Origin of the sequence: Brevibacterium sp. 'Marine', assembly GCF_012844365.1 — a bacterium.
Taxonomy (GTDB): Bacteria; Actinomycetota; Actinomycetes; order Actinomycetales; family Brevibacteriaceae; genus Brevibacterium.
Genome location: NZ_CP051626.1, coordinates 1,165,552 through 1,185,177 on the forward strand (window position 1 = coordinate 1,165,552; position 19,626 = coordinate 1,185,177).

Sequence of the window (19,626 nt, forward strand, 5' to 3'; positions counted from 1 at the left end):
TCCAGGACCCGCATCTGAGGAGAATCGACACTCGTGGACATCAACGATCTCGGCAATGACATCGAAAAAGTACTCGTCTCGGAAGAGCAGATAGCCGCACGACTCGTTGAACTGGCCGCAGCCATCGATGAAGACTACAAAGACAAGGACATCCTCCTCGTCGGCGTCCTCAAAGGGGCCGTGATGGTCATGGCCGACCTCGCCCGTGCCCTGCATTCTCCGGTGACGATGGACTGGATGGCCGTGTCCTCCTACGGGTCGGGCACCAAGTCCTCCGGCGTCGTGCGGATCCTCAAGGACCTCGACACCGACCTCACCGATCGTCACGTCCTCATCGTCGAAGACATCATCGACTCCGGCCTCACCCTGTCCTGGCTGGTCCAGAACCTGCGCACCCGCGGGGCCAGCACTGTCGAGATCTGCACCATGCTGCGCAAACCCGAAGCCGTCAAGGTCGACATCGACGTCAGGTACGTCGGATTCGATGTGCCCAACGAATTCGTCATCGGCTACGGCCTCGACTACGCGGAGAAGTACCGCAATGTGCCGTTCGTCGCGACCCTGGCTCAGCACGTCTACAGCTGAACCGACTGCACCGCTTTTTACGCCCGCGGCGAACCCGGGCCGCCTCCGGGGTCTGTGACGGAATAGATTCGGCACGCATTCGGGCTATAAGGGTGCGAAGTACTAGGCTGTGGGGGATGTTCCCAGGCAGCCTCGGTAGCCTGAAACGGTTGCCCACATCTTTTTCCTGAGAGGACTTATGGCCGAGTCGAACAAACGTCGCCCCCTGCTGAACAAGGCGACGAAGGGCCCATTGGTCTGGATCGTCCTGGCACTGCTCGTCGTATCGATCGGTGCGCTGCTGTTCAGCCAGTCCGGGTTCAGCCAGATCGACACCGAACAGGGTCTGCAGCTGCTGGGAGACGACAAGGTCGAACAGGCCAAGATCGTCGACAAGGACCAGCGCGTCGACCTCACTCTCAAGGACGACTTCACAGTCGGCGACAAGGACTTCGGCAAGAAGGTCCAGTTCTTCTACGTCGAACAGCGCGGCGAGCAGGTCGTCAAGGCTGTCGACTCCGCCGGCCCGGACAAGGGCTTCACCGACGAGGTTCCCAAGCAGAGCTGGCTGATGTCGCTGCTGGGCACGCTCATCCCGTTCGTCATCATCTTCGTCGTCTTCTGGTTCCTCATCTCGCAGATGTCGGGCGGGAAGATGATGAACTTCGGCAAGTCGAAGGCGAAGCTGGTCAACAAGGAGAACCCGGACGTCACCTTCACCGACGTCGCCGGAGTCGACGAGGCCCTCGAGGAGCTCGAAGAGATCAAGGAGTTCCTCGCCGAACCGGAGAAGTTCAAGGCCGTGGGAGCGAAGATCCCCAAGGGCGTGCTCCTCTACGGTCAGCCCGGTACGGGTAAGACCCTGCTGGCCAAGGCCGTCGCCGGTGAGGCCGGAGTCCCGTTCTACTCGATCTCCGGTTCCGACTTCGTCGAGATGTACGTCGGCGTCGGTGCCTCCCGGGTCCGTGACCTCTTCGAGCAGGCGAAGTCGAACGCCCCCTGCATCATCTTCATCGACGAGATCGACGCCGTCGGCCGTCAGCGTGGTGCCGGTATGGGCGGCGGGCATGATGAGCGCGAGCAGACGCTCAATCAGCTGCTCGTCGAAATGGACGGATTCGACGTCAAGACCAACGTCATCCTCATCGCCGCGACCAACCGTCCCGATGTCCTCGACCCGGCGCTGCTGCGTCCCGGCCGCTTCGACCGGCAGATCCCCGTCGAAGCCCCGGATATGAAGGGCCGCAAGCACATCCTCGAGGTCCATGCCGCCGACAAGCCGCTGGCCGACGAGGTCGACCTCGGGCAGGTCGCGAAGCGGACCCCCGGATTCTCCGGTGCGGACCTGGCCAATGTCCTCAACGAGGCGGCCCTGCTCACCGCGCGAGAGAACGCGAAGGTCATCGACAATCGAATTCTGGATGAGGCCATCGACCGCGTCATCGCCGGCCCGCAGAAGCGGACCCGACTGATGAACGACAAGGAACGCCTCGTCACCGCCTACCACGAGGGCGGACACGCCCTCGTCGCCGCGGCCATGAACCAGACCGACCCCGTCACCAAGGTCACGATCCTCCCGCGCGGACGGGCACTGGGCTACACGATGGTGCTGCCGAGCGAAGACAAGTACTCGACGACTCGCAATGAGCTGCTCGACCAGCTCGCCTATGCCATGGGCGGGCGCGTGGCCGAGGAGATCGTCTTCCACGACCCGACCACCGGCGCCAGCAACGACATCGAGAAGGCGACGAACATCGCCCGCAAGATGGTCACCCAGTACGGAATGAGCGACAAGCTGGGCATGGTCAAGATCGGTGACGACCAATCCGAACCCTTCGCCGGACGCGGCTACGGCGGCGGCGACGAATACGGGGATTCGACCCTGTCCTCGATCGATCGCGAGGTCCGCGGTCTCATCGACTCCGCACACGCCGACGCCTACTGGGCGCTGACGCACAACCGCGATGTGCTCGACAACCTCGCCTACCAGCTGCTCGAACGCGAAACGCTGGACCAGGCCGCCCTCGAAGAGATCTTCGCCCCTGTCGTCAAACGCGCCACCCGCGACGTGTGGCTGGCCCACGACGATCGACCCGTCTCCGAACGCGGTCCTATCGCACCTCCCGCACCGCTGAGCGAACGCAGCGACGGTGAAGGCTCGACCGGAGCCGAGGTCGACACCACCGACATCCCCGGAGCCGGACCCACCGGTGTCAGCGGACCCCATGTCCCGCACAACCCGCCGGGACCCGAGAACCCGAACGGCCCCACCGGCCCGACGGGCGGACCGACCGGCCCGGCCGGAGGATCCGGCACAGGCGGTCCCGGAACCGGGGGACCGGCGACGAATGAGACGAACGAAGACAGAGGGAACAACGACTGATGGCCGATATCGAAGAGGTCTCCGCCGGCCTCGGCCCCGCACCCTCGGGGCAGGAGAACAAGGTCGACCAGGAGCGCATCGCCGCTGCCGTGCGTGAGATCCTCATCGCCGTCGGCGAAGACCCCGACCGGGAAGGGCTGCTGGAGACCCCGGGCCGAGTGGCCCGCGCCTATGAGGAGATCTTCGCCGGTCTCCACCGCGACCCGGCCGAAGTCCTCGGCGTGACCTTCGACATCAGCCACGAGGAACTCGTCCTCGTCCGCGACATCGACCTGTACTCCACCTGCGAACACCACCTCGTGCCCTTCCACGGAGTCGCCCACATCGGCTACATCCCGAGCAAGAACGGCAAGGTCACGGGTCTGTCGAAGCTGGCCCGCCTCGTCGAGATCTATGCTCGTCGCCCCCAGGTGCAGGAACGCCTGACCTCGCAGATCGCCGATGCGCTCGTCGACCACCTGGAACCGCAGGGCGTCATCGTCGTCGTCGAAGCCGAACACCTGTGCATGACCATGCGCGGAGTCCGCAAGCCCGGAGCTTCGACGATCACCTCGGCCGTGCGTGGGCAGCTGCGCGAAAGCGCCTCCCGCGCAGAAGCGATGAGTCTCATCCTCGGCCGCTGAGGCCAGAACACGGATCACACAGCGATGGATCTCTCAGCAGTGAAGACGACGCAGATCATGGGCGTCCTCAATGTCACCCCCGACTCCTTCTCCGACGGCGGACTGTGGTTCGACCACGACAGGGCCGTCGCCCACGGCCTCGAACTCGTGGCCGCCGGTGCCGACATCATCGACGTCGGAGGCGAATCGACGCGTCCGGGATCGGCCCGCGTCGACGAAGCCGAAGAGCTGCGCCGAGTCGTGCCGGTCGTGCGTGAGCTCGCTGCTGCCGGAGCAGTCATCAGCGTTGATACGATGCGTGCCCGTGTCGCCGCAGATTCCCTGGCAGCCGGGGCTCATATCATCAACGACGTCTCCGCCGGACAGTCGGATCCGACCATGCTCAGCGTCGCCGCCGAGTCCGGAGCCCCCATCGTGCTCATGCACTGGCGCGGCTACCTCGATCAGGCCTCGGCGACCTTCCACTACGACGATGTCGTCGCCGAGGTGATCGCCGAACTGCGCACCCGCATCGACGAAGCCATCGACGTCGGCGTGAAACCTGCGAACATCATCGTCGATCCCGGCCTCGGGTTCTCGAAGAACGCCGAACACAATTGGCAGCTGCTGGCCTCCCTCGACGAATTCGCCGCCCTCGACCACCGACTCCTCGTCGCCGCCAGCCGGAAGCGCTTCATCGCCTCCCTGCTCAGCCCCGACGACCCGAAGCGGGCCGAACAGGCGGCGAAGGATCAGGCCACGGCCACGATCTCCGCGATCTCCGCACAGGCCGGCGCCTGGGCGGTCCGCGTCCACGATCCGGCCATCTCGGCGGTCGCGTGCAAGGTCATCGCCGCGGTCCGGGAACACTCCGCAGCAGCGAACCCTGCCGCGAACCTCGACTCGGAGGGCAACGGACGATGACCGGCGCCGAGGCGACCCCCGACCGCATCGAACTGCGCGGGCTGACAGTGCGCGGCAATCACGGCGTGTTCGACTTCGAGAAACGCGAAGGCCAGGATTTCGTCATCGACGTCACCCTGCACACCTCGATCGAACGCGCGGCAGCCACCGACGACCTCGCCGAGACGATCCACTACGGCGAACTCGCCGAAGACGTCGCCGGAATCGTCGAGAACAACACCTTCGACCTCATCGAGACACTGGCCGACCGCATCGCCGACCACTGCCTGAGCCTGTGTGAACACGTCGAACTCGTCGTCCACAAACCATCCGCTCCGATCCAGCGGACCTTCGATGATGTGCGCATCCGCGTCGAACGCCACCGCGCTGCCGGCGCAGACGCGGGGGAGACCGAAGCGTATCTCAGCCTCGGGGCGAACCTCGGCGATGCCGCGGACACCCTCGACCAGGCGGTGGCCGCCCTCGACCGGCATCCGGACATCACCGTCACCGGCCGTTCCTCACTCTTCCGCACCGCGCCCTGGGGCGGAGTCGACCAGGACGACTTCCTCAACCTCGGAGTGCTCGTGACCACGACGCTGTCGGCACTCGAGCTGCTGTCGGTGGCACAGGGAATCGAAGTCGCCTGCGGGCGCACGCGCGAACTCAGGTGGGGACCGCGCACCCTCGACATCGACCTCATCCGCTTCGGCGGCGAGGACGCCGAGCAGCACCGCCGGACCCCGCGGCTGACGCTGCCGCACCCACGCGCCCATGAACGCGCCTTCGTGCTCGCCCCCTGGGCCGAGCTCGTCGGAGACACACTCATCGACACCCCTCAGGGACGGCGCCCCCTCAGCGCGGTTCTGGCCGAACTCGACGACCAGGACATCTCCCGGATCACCTCTGGATAACCGTCCGCGATCTGAGAGACTGGGAAGCATGCAGAGAACCTCCTCGTCCACCCTCGCCGTGTGGGCCGTCATCGGCACGGTGCTCGCGATCGTGGTCGACGTGGTGCTCGAAAGCCAAGGGTTCTCACTGCCGGGCCTGCCCTGGTTCGCCGTCATCGGCATGCTCGTCCTCTCCGCCATCCTGTTCATGCTCGGCTGGCCCATCAAGAAATGGAACGACGGGGACCGGACGAAGGAGATCGACCCGATCCAAGCGGCGAGAGTGGCGATCATGGCCAAGGCCAGCGCCCTGACCGGGGCCGGACTCTCCGGCTGGTATCTCGGCAACGCCGGGTACTATTTCCTGTCGGCCCCGGGGATCCGCAACGACCTGGCCGCAGGTATGCTTGTCGCAATGATCTCTGCCGCCGTGCTCATGATCGTCGGCATGATCGTCGAGGGATTCTGCGAGATCCCACCCCAAGACCCGCCGGGAGCCGAAACAGCATGAACCGCGACCGCTTCTTCTCCATCGGAGCCGATGTGCCCTTCAACCGGGTGAGCCCGAAGTACGGGCTGAAAGAGGTCCTCGCCTCAATGACTCTGCTCGTTCCGCTGCTCATCGCCGGTCTGGTCGTCGCGATCATCTTCACCTCCGAGATGCCCTGGCTGCACCTGGCCTGGATCGCCGTCGCCGTCTACGGCATCATCTCGACGATCATCATCCTTCGGCAGGCGCGTGCCATCGGCTATGCCGAACGCGAAGACGACCTGCTCGTCCGCCGCGGCATCATGTTCCACCGCGCCACCGTCGTGCCCTACGGCCGACTTCAGTTCGTCGACGTCGACGCCGGCCCCATCGACCGCATGTTCGGCCTGGCGACCGTCAAACTCCACACCGCCTCCGCCGCCACCGACGCGACGATCCCCGGACTGCCCCGCGCCGAAGCCGATCGCCTGCGCGACAGCCTCGCCGGACTCGGCCAGGCCAATCTCGCCGGACTGTGACCATGAGCGACGAATCCTCGCCCGACACCCCGAACGCTCCCGCCGAGGCGGCCGCACCGGAGGTCTGGCACCGTGTCCATCCGCTGACGCCGATTCTCGAGAGCCTCGGCGTCCTCGTCGGCATCTTCATCGCCGCGGTCTACGGTCTGCAGAACTTCTTCCAGAGCGCCGTCGAAGACCTGGCCTCCGGCCGCTCCGTCAACCTCACCTTCGCCGAATGGCTGGGCGCCCACCCGCTGGTGATCCTCGCCGTCGTCGGCGGAATCATCCTGATCCTCGTTCTCACAGCCTTCTTCAGCTGGTTGGCATGGCGAGTCATGGGATATCGGGTCGACGCCGAAGCGATCTACTATCGGCGCGGACTGCTGTCGAAGAAGCTGCGCAAGGCCCGTCTGGACCGCGTCCAGTCGATCGACCTGCAGCAGAAGCTGCTGCCGCGCATGCTCGGAATGGGCGAACTCGTCTTCGACGTCGCCGGCGGCACCGACTCGAACATCTCCCTGAAATATTTGTCGAAGAAGCGTGCCGAAGAGCTTCGCGATGAGCTTCTCGCCGCGGTGAAGGCGAAGAAGAACGCTTCCACTGCGGCCGCCACGGCACCGAGCGGAACCACAGTCGAGCACGGTGGGCCCGAGCCCGAAACAGGAGCAGCCGGTGAAGCTGAAACCGGTGCGGATGCGGCAGGTCAGGCTCGCGTCACGGCCGGTGACCACGGCGGCCCAGCCCACGACTCCAGCGGAGAACAGCGGGGTATCGATCTCTCCGTGCCCGAACGCAGCGCCGACAGCATCGGAGTCCGGCTGAGCAAACGGCTGGGCGCCCTCGCCGACGACGTCTCCCACGAAGCGGAAGGCAGCCTCAACGATCTGCTGGCCCCGTACAACCTCTCGGCCGATGTCGGTGAGGAGGGCGAGATCATCCGTGTGCCCGCCCACCGTGTCATCGTGTCCTCCCTGCTCAACACCGGAACGCTGATCTCCGTCGGCGTGATCGTCGCCCTCATCGCCATTGCCGTCGTCTTCCTCGTCGTCGGGATCGAAGAGGCCTTCCTCCCGATCCTCATCGGTGGACTGCCCGGCATCTTCGCCGCATTCACCGCATTCAAGAAGAACCTCGACAATGCCAATTTCGTCGTCCGCATCAGCGAAGACGGACTGGCCGTCAGACACGGACTCTTCTCCACCTCCCGCAAGGTCATCCCGCTCGACCGGCTGCAGGCCGTCTGCCTGCATCAGCCGCTGCTGTGGCGCTGGGCCGGTTGGTGGAGAGCCGAATACAACATCGCCAGCGACGGTGGGAAGAACGACGAGAATCTGCTCCTGCCCGTCGGCGATATCGACCAAGCTCTGCTCATGGTGGGTCTCGCCCTGCCCGACCCGCAGCTGCCCGCAGGCATCTCCGCCGACGGCCTCGTCCGGTCGGCCATGTACGACCGGAAGTCCACACACCCCGACGCAGCGGCGGCCGAGGAGCTGTTCCATGCGCAGCCGCGCTCCTCACGGATAATCGACCCTCTCGTCTGGAAACGACGCGCCTATGCGCTCACCGATTCCCTGCTCGTGCTGCGCCTGGGCATCCTCGACCGACGAGTCGACTTCGTGCCCCATGTCAGGGTCCAGTCCCTGCGCTACTACCAGGGCCCACTGATGCGAGCGCTGAACCTGGGCACTGTGGCCGTGCATTCGACCGCCGGACCCATCACCCCGCTCGTGAAGCATCAGGACGTCGACGCCGCCAAACGCTTCTTCACCGAGCATGCCGAACGCACTCGGATCGCCCGCCAGACCTACGACGCGGCGGCGAAGAGTGCCCACACCGACCGGACACAGATCCTCGAGGAGGACGAAAGATGAGCCAGGGCGACGCACCGCGGCTGGGCATCGGAATCATCGGCTGCGGCCGAGTCGGGGCCAGCATCGGAGCCGCCTGGAGGCAGGCGGGGCACGCGATCATCGGCGTCAGCGCCACCTCGGCGGCGAGCCTCGAACGCGCCGAGGAGATGCTGCCGGCAGTGCCCGTCCTCGACCCGGACGAGATCACCGAACGCGCCGAACTCGTCCTCGTCGCCGTTCCCGATGACGAGATCGCGCCGTTGGTCACGGGCCTGGCCGACCTCGGACGCATCCACGCCGGGCAGATCCTCGTGCACTGCTCGGGCCGGTACGGAACGGACGTCCTCGACGCCGGGACCCGCCTCGGCGCCCTGCCCATCGCCCTGCACCCGTCCATGACGTTCACCGGAACCGAAGTCGACCTGAGTCGGCTGCGGCAGGCGACGATCGCGGTCACCGCGCCGGCACCGATCCGTCCGGTGGGGGAGGCCCTCGTCGTCGAACTCGGTGCCGAACCGATCGACATCGCCGAAGCGGACCGTCCCCTCTACCACGCGGCCATCACCCATGCCTCGAACCATTCGATCACGATCCTCGCCGAAGCCATGGAACTGCTCTCCGAGGCGGGAGTCGCCGATCCCTCGGCCGTCCTCCACGCCCTCGTCGACGCCAGCGTCGCCAACACCATGCAGAATGGGCCCAAGGCACTGACCGGGCCGATCAGCCGCGGCGACGTCGGAACCATCGAAGCGCACCTGGCCGCACTGAGCGAATTCAGCCTCAGCCGGTCGAACCCATCCGTGCGCAACAGCTACATCGCACTCGCGCGATCGACAGCCGCGAAAGCCCTGGCGATGGGACGGATCACAGAAGCCCAGGCACAGCAGATTCTGACTGCTCTGGACTGACCGCCGAATTCCCCCGTGCGGCCCGTCCACGGTAGCCTTGAAGCATGGCGAACACCGACTCGAAGATACCTGAGAACGCAGACCTTTCACCCGAACACCTCGACCCGGAACAGATCCGGATCCGAAAGGACAAGCGCCAGCGTCTCCTCGATGACGGAACCGACGCCTACCCGGTCACGGTGCCCCGCACGCACAGCCTCGCCGAGGTCCACGCCGCCCACGACGGACTCGAAGCCGGTGAGGAGACCGACGACGTCGTCGGCGTCATCGGCCGCGTCGTCTTCGTCCGCACCACCGGAAAACTCTGCTTCGTCACCCTGCAGGCCGGCGACGGCACCCGACTGCAGGGCATGCTCTCGCTGCGCGAAGTCGGTCAGGAGCGCCTGGATGACTTCAAGACCGACGTCGACCTCGGCGACTTCCTGTTCCTGCACGGGAAGGTCATCAAGTCCAAGCGCGGTGAACTCTCCGTCCTCGCGGACTCGTGGACCATGGCATCGAAGGCCATCCGCCCGCTGCCCGGCCTGCACACCGAACTCGCCGAGGACACCCGCGTCCGCCAGCGCTACCTCGACCTCATCACCCGCGAGCAGGCCCGGGAGACGATGCTCACCCGCGCCAAAGTGATGTCATCGCTGCGGAAGACCTTCGCGGACCAGGACTTCGTCGAGATCGAGACCCCGATGCTGCAGACCATGCACGGCGGTGCCTCGGCGCGCCCATTCAAGACGCATATGAACGCCTACGACATCGACATGTATCTGCGCATCGCCCCGGAGCTGTTCCTCAAGCGGGCGGTCGTCGGCGGAATCGAGAACGTCTTCGAGATCAACCGGAACTTCCGCAATGAGGGCGCTGACTCCACGCATTCCCCGGAATTCGCGATGCTCGAGGCCTACCAGTCCTTTGGCGACTACCACTCGATCGCCGATCTGACGAAGACCCTGATCCAGAACGCGGCCCAGGAAGCCACCGGATCTCTCATCGTGACTCTCGACGACGGCACCGAATACGACTTCGGCGGAGACTGGCCGGTCGTGAGCATGTACGACTCCCTGTCCGAGGAATCCGGCGTCGAGGTGACTCCCGAGACCGGATTGGACGTCCTCGACAAGATCGCCGCCGACAACAACGTCGACTTAGACGGCGTCTTCAGGTCACACGGCAAGTACGTCGAAGAGCTGTGGGAGCACTTCTATCAGGACAAGCTGTGGGCTCCGACCTTCGTCACCGACTTCCCGGTCGACACCTCACCGCTGGTGCGTGAGCACCGGACGAAGAAGGGCGTCGTGGAGAAGTGGGACCTGTACGTGCGCGGCTTCGAGCTGGCGACCGGCTATTCCGAGCTCGTCGACCCGATCATCCAGCGGCAGCGCTTCGAAGCTCAGGCTGCGGACGCCGCTCGCGGCGACGACGAGGCGATGGGTCTCGACGAAGACTTCCTCATGGCCATGGAACACGGAATGCCGCCGACCGGCGGAATGGGAATGGGGCTCGACCGTCTGCTCATGGCACTGACAGGATTGGGAATCCGCGAAACAATTCTGTTCCCATTCACCAAGCCATTGGCTTCTTCGCAGGAGGATTCGGCTCAGGAGGGCTGATGTGAATATGTTGGATATCCTCAAAGCGCTGCTCCCGTCGATCTGTGTGGGATTGCTGTTCTGGTATGTATTCCGGAATATCGTCCGCGCAGATCGCAATGAACGCGCACAGGTTGATAAGTACTATTCAGAGATTGAAGTTAGCGGAATCGAGGACAATCTTGAAACGGATGTTAAGATGACATCGACAAAATCCTCTGATTACGAAAAGAGTGAACATGGCAAGGGAAATGCGCCTCGTTCTCACGGATGATTTCGACGGAAGCGAAGCGGCGGAAACCGTTCGCTTCAGCCTCGACCAGGCAACGTACGAACTCGAGCTCTCAACCGAGAATGCCGAAAAGCTCCGTGAGACGTTCGCCCCATTCATCGCCAAAGCACGTCGTGTAGCCAACACCGGTGGTCGTGGCCGCCGTGCGGGTTCGTCGGGACCCAAGCGGGACACGGCGAAGATCCGCGAATGGGCTCAGAGCAACGGATACCAGCTCGGTGATCGTGGGCGGATCCCGCTGGAGATCGTCGAAGCATACGAAGCAGCGGAGAAGTAAGAGGCTCATTCGAAAGCCGATAACCTCCGATTAGTCCCGAGGGGCCAGCGAATTGAATCGCTGGCCCCTCGGGCTTTTGTGCTCGGCCTCGGCATTTTCAATTGACCTCTTCCGGCGATGCGGCAACACAGCAATGATGAAACATCACAGACAATTGCCAGGTGGAGAGTAGTTGAAGATCATATCGATTGATGGGCAGCCAAATGATTCGATGAAGTTGCACACGAATCAAGGGAGCCTGCACTGCGGCTGAGGCACGACTTCTGCTCACCGGACGGCTATTGAAGTTGGTTCAGTTCTCCGGGTTCAATTGAATTCGTGCTGCGCTCATATGCTCCGAGTCTCCAGTCTGCAGAGCGTACAGACCCAATTCGACGGGCGACGTCGAGTAGAGCTCGCCGCAGTGCTCTGCGAACCTGGGCCATATCCGACCGCCGGCTTCCACGTATCGCGCGCTCGCGTTCTCGAACGCTGAGGCCGAGACGCTGGCGTGGTGGAACATGAAATCCCTGGCCGGATCGCCGATTGCAGCAGTCGTCCAGTCGAGGATGCTCAGATTGACGGGTCCGTCCATGAGCTGATGCGCCGGGTACACTTCGCCATGAGTCACGGTTGAGAACGACGGCCAATAGCTGTCATCGTCGAGCCACGCGGTCCACCGTCGGAGCAGGTTCGGCGCCACCTCGAACTCAGCGGCGACGGTTTCGATGTCATCGCGCTTGCGCTGTCGGATCTCTGCGGGGGAGAACTCCGGAATGCCTGTGTCCCGAACGGCGGCCGGGTCGACGGTGTGAAGTTCCGCGAGGACAGATCCCAGCGACGCGGCATACTCGGGGGATTCGACATCGAAATGCCACTGCGGCACTCCGGCGTCATCGACGGTCAGCCCGGGAGTGCCTGGCAGCAGCGGGTAGGCGATGAGATCGTCCGAGTGGACCTGCCAATCCGGGACCGCGACGCTCAGGTGCGGTGCGATGGCCTTGATGAACCGGCCCTCGACGGCGGCGCGGGCGGAGACATCCGGACGCCGAGGTATCCGGAGCACCCACGATTCGCCGTCGACCGCCTCGGCGATGGCGACCTGGAAGTCGAGGCCGAGCTCGTTGATGACGATGGAATCGGTGATGATGTCGAGACCGTGGGCCCGGGCCAGGTCCCGGATGATCGCGGGATCGGTGGGCATGTCTGCGTCCTCTCTGACGTTGCTGTATGGGTCTCGAGTCTAGAGAATTTCGCCGACAGCCAAACCCTTTCGGCTGATGGCGAAACCTGCAATAGATCCGCGGTCGTGGTGGTTAGGCTCAGAAGAATCAGAAGACCGAGGAGGATGAATATGTTCGAGCGGTTCACCGACCGAGCACGACGCGTTGTGGTGCTCGCGCAGGAAGAAGCGAAACTTCTCAAACACAACTACATCGGCACCGAGCACATTCTGCTCGGCCTCATCCACGAGGGTGAAGGTCTGGCAGCGAAGGCTCTCGAGGGCATGGACATCTCCCTCGAACAGGTGCGTGACCAGGTCCAGGAGATCATCGGCCAGGGCCAGCAGGCGCCCAGCGGCCACATTCCCTTCACCCCGCGGGCGAAGAAGGTCCTCGAGCTCAGCCTCCGTGAAGCCCTGCAGCTGGGTCACAGCTACATCGGCACCGAGCACATTCTGCTCGGCCTCATCCGTGAGGGCGAAGGCGTTGCCGCGCAGGTGCTCGTCAAGCTCGGCGCGGATCTCGGACGCGTCCGGCAGGAAGTCATCAAGCTGCTGTCGGGCTACCAGGGCAAGGAACCCGTGTCCGCCGGCGGTCGCGAAGAGGGAACCCCCTCGGGGTCGCTCGTGCTCGACCAGTTCGGCACCAACCTCACCGCCGCGGCCCGCGAAGCCAAGCTCGACCCGGTCATCGGCCGGCACGAGCAGATGCAGCGCGTGATGCAGATCCTCTCGCGCCGCACGAAGAACAACCCCGTCCTCATCGGCGAACCCGGTGTCGGCAAGACTGCTGTCGTCGAAGGACTCGCACAGGCCATCGTCAACGGCGATGTCCCCGAGATCCTCGCCGACAAGCAGCTCTACACCCTCGACCTCGGTTCGCTGGTCGCAGGTTCCCGCTACCGCGGTGACTTCGAAGAGCGCCTGAAGAAGGTGCTCAAGGAGATCCGCACCCGCGGCGACATCATCCTCTTCATCGACGAGATCCACACCCTCGTCGGTGCCGGAGCCGCCGAAGGTGCGATCGACGCCGCGTCGATCCTCAAGCCCATGCTGGCTCGGGGAGAGCTGCAGACCATCGGTGCGACCACTCTGGACGAGTACCGCAAGCACATCGAGAAGGATGCAGCCCTCGAGCGTCGGTTCCAGCCGATCCAGGTTCCCGAACCGTCGCTGGCGCATTCGATCGAGATCCTCAAGGGTCTTCGGGACAAGTACGAAGCGCACCACAAGGTCACCGTCACCGACGGGGCCCTGGCAGCCGCGGTGAACATGTCCGATCGCTACATCAACGACCGGTATCTGCCGGACAAGGCGATCGACCTCATCGACGAAGCCGGTGCCAAGTTGCGCATCTCGCGTCTGTCGGTTCCCCAGGAGATCCGTGACCTGGAGGAGAAGATCCTCGAGGCCCGCCACCGCAAGGAAGCCGCCATCGATGCTCAGGACTTCGAACTGGCAGCCTCGGAGCGTGACTCCGAGATGAAGCTGCAGAAGGAGAAGGAAGAGCAGACCGAGGCGTGGCGCAAGTCCGGCACCGACACCTCGAAGGTCGTCGATGCCGATCTCATCGCCGAAGTGCTCGCCTCTGCCACGGGCATCCCGATCTTCAAGCTCACCGAGGAGGAATCCTCGCGTCTGCTCCGGATGGAAGACGAGCTGCACAAGCGCGTCATCGGTCAGGACGACGCGGTCAAGGCGATCTCGCGGGCGATCCGTCGTACCCGTGCCGGACTGAAGGATCCGAAGCGTCCCTCCGGTTCGTTCATCTTCGCCGGCCCCACCGGCGTCGGCAAGACCGAGCTGGCCAAGGCGCTGTCCGAGTTCCTCTTCGGCGATGAGGACTCGCTCATCAGCCTCGACATGTCCGAGTACTCCGAGAAGCACACGGTCTCGCGACTGTTCGGTTCGCCTCCGGGATACGTCGGCTACGAAGAGGGCGGTCAGCTCACGGAGAAGGTTCGCCGCAAGCCGTTCTCGGTCGTCCTCTTCGATGAGGTGGAGAAGGCCCACTCGGACATCTTCAACTCGCTGCTGCAGATCCTCGAGGACGGTCGCCTGACCGACTCGCAGGGCCGTGAGGTGGACTTCAAGAACACCATCATCATCATGACTACCAACCTCGGTACGCGTGATATCTCGAGTGGACTCCAGCTCGGATTCCAGGTCGAGGGTGACACGAAGACCAACTACGACCGGATGAAGCAGCGGGTCAACGAAGAGCTCAAGCAGCACTTCCGTCCCGAGTTCCTCAACCGCGTCGATGACACGATCGTGTTCCCGCAGCTGAGCATGGTCGAGATCATCAAGATCGTCGATCTCTTCCTCGAGCGTCTCGACGTCCGCCTTGCCGATCAGGGCATGAAGGTCGACGTCACCGCCAAGGCGAAGGATCTGCTCGCCGAACGCGGCTACGATCCCGTCCTGGGTGCCCGACCGCTGCGTCGGACCATCCAGCTCGAGATCGAGGACACCCTGTCGGAGAAGATCCTGTTCAAGGAGCTCGGGCGTGGCCAGACCGTGAAGGTCGACGTCAAGGGTGAAGGAAAGGACGCTGAGTTCACCTTCGAAGGCATCGAGACCGAGAGCCTGAAGCCCGCTGAGGATGTCGACAGCGAACTCGCAGGTTTGAGTTCGTCCGGTTCGAGCGGGTCCTCGGAGACCTCGGCCTGATCGTTCCTCACCTTCTCGGATAACGCGTAAGAGTCCGGGGAGTCGGCAGCCAGCCGGCTCCCCGGACTCTTTCGTATTCGCAGCCGGGGATGGTGTTGAATGTGGGTATGAGCTCACACGCAGGCGACTTCGACCACGAGCGGATCTCCGAAGACCACCATTCCAAGCACGAACTGCCCGGAGGCCTGTACCTGCGACGGGCGAGGACCGGCGACGTCAAAGGCATCGAGGCACTGGTCGCTCCGCTGGCCGGGGAGCGGATTCTGCTCGCCAAGGACACGGTGACGTACTTCGAGTCGCTGCAGGAGTTCTGGTTGGTCGTCGACCCGCAGCCCGACGGGTCGGAGATCCTCGCCGGTTGCGGTGCCCTGCACATCATCTGGGCTGACCTCGCCGAGGCCCGCACGGTCGCCACGTCCCCGGACTATCGGGGCAGGGGGGTGGGCAAGGCGATCATCAGACAGCTCCTCACCGATGCCCGTGAGATCGGTGTCGACCGGGTGTTCTGCCTGACCTTCGAGACCGGGTTCTTCGGATCGCTCGGCTTCGAGCCGATCAAAGGCATCCCCGTCTCACCCGAGGTCTACGTCGAGCTGCTTCACTCCACCGATGAGGGTGTGGCAGAGTTCCTCGATCTGGCACGGGTGAAACCGAACACCCTGGGCAACTCACGGATGATCAAATACCTCTGAGACGGACTCAGATCACACCTCTCACCGGCCGGGTGGGGGCGATGGCGGCCGCCCCACCTCTGCTGTTCCTATTGTCGCGCGCCGGCTCGGGCTTCAGCGGTTCGGCAGTGCCAATCGGCCGTCGATCTGCTGTGCCAGTCCGTCGGTGACGAGATCAGAGATGAGTCGAGAGAGCCTGTCCCGGTCGGCGCTGAGTTCCCGCACTCGGGCCACTGCTGCGGCCGTGGACTCGGCCAATGAGTCGAGAAGCGCTGGATCGAAGTCAGTCATCGGAGTGGTGAAGACGTCGAGGCTGACGCCGTCCCGGTCGTCCCCGGCGGCATGGGCGGTTTTGAGGACGTCCATGATCGCTCCGCGCAGCTGTCGATCCGTGCCCGCCCACTTCTGTGTCTTCGGCTTCGCCGCCGAGGCGGGTCGGCCCAACTGGTTCCATGTGCAGATGTCCTGGAGCGGGCAGGCGGGGCAGTCGGGATTGCGAGCCGTGCAGACGAGGGCTCCGAACTCCATGACACCGGCGTTCCACTCAACATGTCCATCCTCGGGCACGAGGCCGGCCGCCCACTCAGTCTCCTTCCGGCTGGGGGAACTGGTAGGACGTTCTCTTCCTGCGAAGAGACGGATGAGAACCCGACGAACATTCGTGTCCAGCACGGTCGTCTTTCGGCCGAAGGCGAAGGACGAGACCGCAGCGGCGGTATAGGAACCGATGCCCGGCAATCGTTCGAGTTCTTCGGTCGTTTCGGGAACCCGGTTGTTCAGGTTCGCAGCGATGACTTCGGCGGCTTCCTGCAGCCGCAGGGCCCTGCGCGGATAACCCAAACGATCCCAGGCGTGGAGGACCTCGGAGGTCGGCGCGGCAGCGAGATCGGTCGGGGTCGGCCACATCTCCATCCAGGCACGCCACCGTGGTTCGACCCGGGCGACAGGCGTCTGCTGAGACATGATCTCGCTGACGAGGATCGCCCAGGCGCTCGTGTTCGGAGCCCTCCACGGCAGGTCGCGGGCGGCTTCTTCGAACCAGGCGATGATCGTGTCCTGGACCCGTCTGAGCACAGGCTCCGTCACCTCGGGAAAGGCGGCAGAAGGCCCGGAGGAATCGGATTCGGAACCGGCTCGGTGTGTCATTTGGATGCTCATTCGCAATTGCCTAGGCTCAAAGCGATGACTCCTTCCAATCGTGGTTCGCAGCCGAGCAGAGCTGCCGGGCAGCCCCGCCAGTCTAGCGGGAAGCTGCCTGCTCACGTGTACCGCAGACGCCGCATCACGCTCGCTGTGGCCAGCCTCCTAGTCGTGGGGCTCCTGGTGCTCGGAATCGTCGGCATCGTCACGGCCATCGGCGGCCGCAGTGATGGCTCGGATAAGGTTGCTGCCGAGGAGACGACTCCGGCCGAATCGACGACAGCGGCCCCGGTGCCTGATAAGAAAGCGGCGAGCGGAAAGTGCCCGGAGGACCAGGTCTCGCTGAAGGCGAAGGTGGATCCGAATTCCGTGAAGGACGGAAAAGAACCCGAATTCGGCATGGTCATCGAGAACGGACACTCGGCCACCTGCCTCATCGAGGTCGGCACCGACAAGCAGGAGTTCATCGTCGAGAAAGACGGCGACGTCGTGTGGTCGTCGAAGTACTGCGCGGCCTCGAAAGACGAGAATGCAGAGGCGTCCACTGAGTTCGCACCGCAGTCGGAGAAGACCGCGAAGCTCAAGTGGAACCGGATCAAGGTCGACAAGAACTGCAACCGCGAAGACGATGACTTCGCCCCCGGTGACTATGAGCTCATCGTGAAACTCGATGACAAGAAGAGCGAACCGACTGAGTTCACGCTCGAGAAGAGCGCCGCTGAAAAGGCCAAGGAGAAGAAGGCCGCGGAGGAGAAGAGGGCCGCGGAGGAGAAGAAGAAAGCCGACGAAGAGAAGAAGTCGGAGCAGGACTCCGGAGAGAAGGACTCCGGCGAGACGCAGTCAGAGGAACCGCAGGACTGAGCCCTCAGGCACCGCGGTAGGAGCCGACTCCCCACGAGTTGCCATCGTGGTCGCGGAAGTCGAATTCGCGGCCGCCGTGGTCTTGAGTCGCAACCGGTCGCACGATCGCATGCCCCAGGTCGACGATCTCCTGGTAGAGCCGGTCGACTTCGCGTTCGGTGTCGACGACGACGTAGATCGAGCTGCCGCCCACCGCGTCGAGTGCCGATCCGTCGTGGCGGACCGAGCCGAACATGATCCCGCCGTTGTTTCCGAGTGCGAATTCGGCATGATCGACGAGCGCAGGATCCTGCTCATTGCGTACGAGCAGTCTTTCGGTGAATCCGAGCGTGACCAGCAGCTCGATCGTCGCTGCCGCATCGGTGGTCCGGAACGCTGGAAATACTGTCGTGGTCATGACACCAGGATGCGCCAAAACCGTGCGAAAGTCCCGAACTTTCTCACTTCTGCTCCCGCAGGGCGCCATTCGTCAGCATGAGTTCGACCGCCCCGGCGATGTGTTCGCACTCCTCGACTTTCATCTTCTCCGGCGTCGCCACATTGGTCATCGCGCCCTTGGCCACGACGGCATGGGTGATGCCCAGACGTTTGGCTTCGTTGAGGCGTTGGCCGAGATTGGGGACGTTGCGGATCTCTCCGGACAGACTGACCTCGCCGATCGCAACGAGGTGGCGAGCCAGCGGCTTGCCGAGCAGCGCCGAAGCCAGGGACATGCAGATCGCCAGATCGCTGGCCGGTTCCGACAGCTTCGCTCCGCCGACCGTAGCGGTGAAGACGTCGCTCTTGGCGAGGTTCGCCTGCGCGACGTTCTGGCTGAGCACGGCCAGCATCATCGCCACACGTGAGGAGTCGACTCCGGAGACGGACCGACGGGACTGGCCGCCGGCGGATTCGGTGATGAGCGATTGGACTTCGACGAGGAGCGGACGCTTGCCCTCCTGCGTCACGGTCAGGCAGGTGCCGGGCGGGTTCGCCCCGCTGCGCGAGAGGAACAGGCCCGAGGGGTCCTCGAGACTCTTGATCCCGTTCTCCTCCATATCGAAGCAGCCCACATCGTCGGTGGGGCCGAAGCGATTCTTCACCGCTCGCAGCATGCGCAGCCGCGAATGCCTCTCACCTTCGAAGGTGCACACGACATCGACGAGGTGCTCGAGGAGGCGAGGGCCGGCGATTGTGCCGTCCTTCGTGATGTGGCCGACGAGCACTGTCGGCAGAGATCGGGCCTTGGCTTCTCGGATGAGGGCGGAGGCGACTTCGCGGACCTGGGTGACTCCGCCGGGGATGCCTTCGACCTCGGAAGAGGCCAAAGTTTGGATAGAGTCGACGACGAGCAGCTCCGGCTGTTCGGCCTCGATCATTCCCAGCACCGAACCCAGATCGGTCTCGGCGGCGAGGAGCAGGGAGTCGGCCAGGGCGTTGATCCGTTCGGCGCGCAGCCGCACCTGGCCGGCGGATTCCTCACCGGTGACATAGAGGACCTTGACTCCGAACATCGCGATCTTCGCAGCGACGTCGAGCAGCAGCGTCGACTTGCCGACACCGGGTTCTCCGGAGAGCAGGACGACCGCGCCGGGTACGATGCCCCCGCCGAGCACCCGGTCGAACTCGGGGACGAATGTCGACCGTGCCTGCGCGAGCGTCGAGTCGATCTCGCTGATGGGCTTCGCCGCGCTGGATTTCTTGACCTTCGTCTTCACCTTCGACGAGTTCGCACCCTTCTCCTCAAGAGTGCCCCAGGCCTGGCATTCGGGACAGCGTCCCAACCACTTGACCGTCGAATAGCCGCATTCCGAGCACGTGAAAGACATACCGCAATTCTGGCACGGACCGCTGAC

The 19,626-nt window shown here is 64.1% G+C and carries 19 protein-coding genes; 15 read left to right on the forward strand and 4 right to left on the reverse strand.

The window, feature by feature from the left end; translation table 11 throughout:
* Positions 1 to 33: 33 nt before the first annotated feature.
* The 12 genes from hpt (at position 34) to HF684_RS05110 (ending at position 11,245) form a co-directional block, all read left to right on the forward strand.
* Entirely contained in the window at positions 34 to 585 is a 552-nt protein-coding gene (gene hpt / locus HF684_RS05055; protein WP_169251622.1) for a hypoxanthine phosphoribosyltransferase, read from the forward strand.
* Positions 586 to 763: 178 nt separating this feature from the next.
* Complete coding sequence (ftsH, locus tag HF684_RS05060) at positions 764 to 2,947, forward strand: ATP-dependent zinc metalloprotease FtsH (protein WP_169251623.1); 2,184 nt, start codon at positions 764 to 766, stop codon at positions 2,945 to 2,947.
* The gene (gene folE / locus HF684_RS05065) at positions 2,947 to 3,570 is read left to right on the forward strand and encodes a GTP cyclohydrolase I FolE (RefSeq protein ID WP_025778024.1); all 624 of its coding nucleotides are present in this window, start codon (positions 2,947 to 2,949) and stop codon (positions 3,568 to 3,570) included. Before ftsH ends, folE begins: the two co-directional genes overlap by 1 nt.
* 24 nt (positions 3,571 to 3,594) lie before the next feature.
* A complete protein-coding gene (gene folP, locus HF684_RS05070; RefSeq protein WP_211168071.1) occupies positions 3,595 to 4,473 on the forward strand; it encodes a dihydropteroate synthase in 879 nt (292 codons plus the stop codon).
* The gene (folK, locus tag HF684_RS05075; protein WP_169251624.1) at positions 4,470 to 5,366 is read left to right on the forward strand and encodes a 2-amino-4-hydroxy-6-hydroxymethyldihydropteridine diphosphokinase; all 897 of its coding nucleotides are present in this window, start codon (positions 4,470 to 4,472) and stop codon (positions 5,364 to 5,366) included. Before folP ends, folK begins: the two co-directional genes overlap by 4 nt.
* 28 nt (positions 5,367 to 5,394) lie before the next feature.
* Positions 5,395 to 5,856, forward strand: coding sequence for a DUF3180 domain-containing protein (locus tag HF684_RS05080; RefSeq protein WP_169251625.1), 462 nt, complete (start codon positions 5,395 to 5,397; stop codon positions 5,854 to 5,856).
* A complete protein-coding gene (locus tag HF684_RS05085) occupies positions 5,853 to 6,353 on the forward strand; it encodes a PH domain-containing protein (protein ID WP_169251626.1) in 501 nt (166 codons plus the stop codon). The genes HF684_RS05080 and HF684_RS05085 overlap by 4 nt, the downstream gene beginning before the upstream one ends.
* Positions 6,354 to 6,355: 2 nt before the next feature.
* Entirely contained in the window at positions 6,356 to 8,206 is a 1,851-nt protein-coding gene (locus tag HF684_RS05090) for a PH domain-containing protein (protein WP_169251627.1), read from the forward strand.
* Positions 8,203 to 9,093: a DUF2520 domain-containing protein gene (locus HF684_RS05095; RefSeq protein WP_169251628.1), complete on the forward strand. Its 891-nt coding sequence runs from the start codon at positions 8,203 to 8,205 to the stop codon at positions 9,091 to 9,093. Before HF684_RS05090 ends, HF684_RS05095 begins: the two co-directional genes overlap by 4 nt.
* A 44-nt stretch (positions 9,094 to 9,137) precedes the next feature.
* Positions 9,138 to 10,697, forward strand: coding sequence for a lysine--tRNA ligase (gene lysS / locus HF684_RS05100; protein WP_169251629.1), 1,560 nt, complete (start codon positions 9,138 to 9,140; stop codon positions 10,695 to 10,697).
* Position 10,698: 1 nt separating this feature from the next.
* Positions 10,699 to 10,950: a hypothetical protein gene (locus HF684_RS05105; protein WP_169250772.1), complete on the forward strand. Its 252-nt coding sequence runs from the start codon at positions 10,699 to 10,701 to the stop codon at positions 10,948 to 10,950.
* Positions 10,916 to 11,245 (forward strand): Lsr2 family protein, encoded by a 330-nt coding sequence (locus tag HF684_RS05110; RefSeq protein WP_025778016.1) that lies wholly within the window; start codon positions 10,916 to 10,918, stop codon positions 11,243 to 11,245. Before HF684_RS05105 ends, HF684_RS05110 begins: the two co-directional genes overlap by 35 nt.
* A 292-nt stretch (positions 11,246 to 11,537) precedes the next feature.
* Here the strand turns inward: HF684_RS05110 and HF684_RS05115 are convergent, their stop codons facing one another.
* Complete coding sequence (locus tag HF684_RS05115) at positions 11,538 to 12,428, reverse strand: macrolide 2'-phosphotransferase (RefSeq protein ID WP_169251630.1); 891 nt, start codon at positions 12,426 to 12,428, stop codon at positions 11,538 to 11,540.
* A 150-nt stretch (positions 12,429 to 12,578) separates the two neighbouring features.
* Between HF684_RS05115 and HF684_RS05120 the strand changes: the two genes are divergently transcribed.
* Positions 12,579 to 15,119: an ATP-dependent Clp protease ATP-binding subunit gene (locus HF684_RS05120; RefSeq protein ID WP_169251631.1), complete on the forward strand. Its 2,541-nt coding sequence runs from the start codon at positions 12,579 to 12,581 to the stop codon at positions 15,117 to 15,119.
* A 107-nt stretch (positions 15,120 to 15,226) separates the two neighbouring features.
* Positions 15,227 to 15,811, forward strand: coding sequence for an amino-acid N-acetyltransferase (locus tag HF684_RS05125; protein ID WP_101555858.1), 585 nt, complete (start codon positions 15,227 to 15,229; stop codon positions 15,809 to 15,811).
* 93 nt (positions 15,812 to 15,904) lie between these two features.
* On the opposite strand, the gene HF684_RS05130 is transcribed toward HF684_RS05125, so the two are convergent.
* A complete protein-coding gene (locus HF684_RS05130) occupies positions 15,905 to 16,936 on the reverse strand; it encodes an A/G-specific adenine glycosylase (RefSeq protein WP_169251632.1) in 1,032 nt (343 codons plus the stop codon).
* A 117-nt stretch (positions 16,937 to 17,053) separates the two neighbouring features.
* Here HF684_RS05130 and HF684_RS05135 point away from each other — a divergent pair, with 117 nt between their 5' ends.
* Entirely contained in the window at positions 17,054 to 17,791 is a 738-nt protein-coding gene (locus HF684_RS05135; RefSeq protein ID WP_169251633.1) for a hypothetical protein, read from the forward strand.
* A 4-nt stretch (positions 17,792 to 17,795) separates the two neighbouring features.
* On the opposite strand, the gene HF684_RS05140 is transcribed toward HF684_RS05135, so the two are convergent.
* Together HF684_RS05140 and radA are read right to left on the reverse strand one after the other, a co-directional pair.
* Positions 17,796 to 18,188 carry a VOC family protein gene (locus HF684_RS05140; protein WP_169251634.1) on the reverse strand — a complete coding sequence of 131 codons (393 nt, stop codon included), beginning with the start codon at positions 18,186 to 18,188 and terminating at the stop codon, positions 17,796 to 17,798.
* A 43-nt stretch (positions 18,189 to 18,231) separates the two neighbouring features.
* Entirely contained in the window at positions 18,232 to 19,599 is a 1,368-nt protein-coding gene (gene radA, locus HF684_RS05145) for a DNA repair protein RadA (RefSeq protein WP_169251635.1), read from the reverse strand.
* Positions 19,600 to 19,626 lie beyond the last annotated feature (27 nt).